Annotated in this window: 1 rRNA gene; it reads right to left on the bottom strand. The window is 61.9% G+C overall.

Annotated elements, in window-relative coordinates:
- Positions 1-259: ribosomal RNA gene (locus tag ACFV6I_RS03230) — 16S ribosomal RNA — on the bottom strand; the annotation flags it as partial.
- Between the last annotated feature and the right edge of the window lie 703 nt (positions 260-962).

Here is a 962-nt window from a genome sequence, read left to right as displayed (position 1 = left end):
GCCATTACCCCACCAACAAGCTGATAGGCCGCGGGCTCATCCTGCACCGCCGGAGCTTTACACCAACCCCCATGCGGAGGAAGGTCATATCCGGTATTAGACCCCGTTTCCAGGGCTTGTCCCAGAGTGCAGGGCAGATTGCCCACGTGTTACTCACCCGTTCGCCACTGATCCACCCCGAAGGGCTTCACCGTTCGACTTGCATGTGTTAAGCACGCCGCCAGCGTTCGTCCTGAGCCAGGATCAAACTCTCCGTGAATGTCTACCCACAGCACTTAATTAAAAGCACCGGGCGGCACCCGCGTTGAGCGGCACGGCAACCACCGGAATAGGGCGGTCCCGCGCACTGCGTCCTCGCTAGTGTTTTACTTCAAAAGGAATCTCCAACCCCAGAAGAATCTGAGGCCGGGGATGTCAACATATCTGGCGTTGACTTTTGGCACGCTGTTGAGTTCTCAAGGAACGGACACTTCCTTCGGACCGCCTTCCAGCGGGCCCTCCGGGCGCTTCGTTCTTTCGTGTTTCCAGCTTACCAGATGTTTTCCGCTCCGTTTCCGGCGCTTCGTTCATCCAACTCGCTGGTGTCTTCTGCGGCTTGACGCCCCGTCCGACGTTTCAAACTCTAGCCGATCCCCGCTCCGAAAAGCGAATCGGCCGCAATCCAATAAAACGAACACGCCGAATAAGAACCAAGCCGCGACAAGACGCGACCCAGCCCGAACCAGGAAATGGTGTTTCAAAAGGATTGGCTACCCCTGGACCGTCCGCGCAGAGATGCGTGTCCGGTGCTCCCAGCCAGGCAGCTCGAAGAACTCTACGCGTGATCGCGACCGGATGCAAACGGGGTGCAAAGGGCCGGGGGGGCCCCCCGGGGGGGGGGGCGCCGGCCCCCCCCCCCGGGCCGGCGGGGCGGGGGGTTGTGGGGGGACCCCCGGTGTATTCCCCCGGCGCGGGGGGGAGCC

The organism is Kitasatospora sp. NPDC059803, assembly GCF_042732255.1.
Classification (GTDB): Bacteria; Actinomycetota; Actinomycetes; order Streptomycetales; family Streptomycetaceae; genus Kitasatospora.
This window is presented reverse-complemented; position numbering and strand designations above follow the sequence as displayed.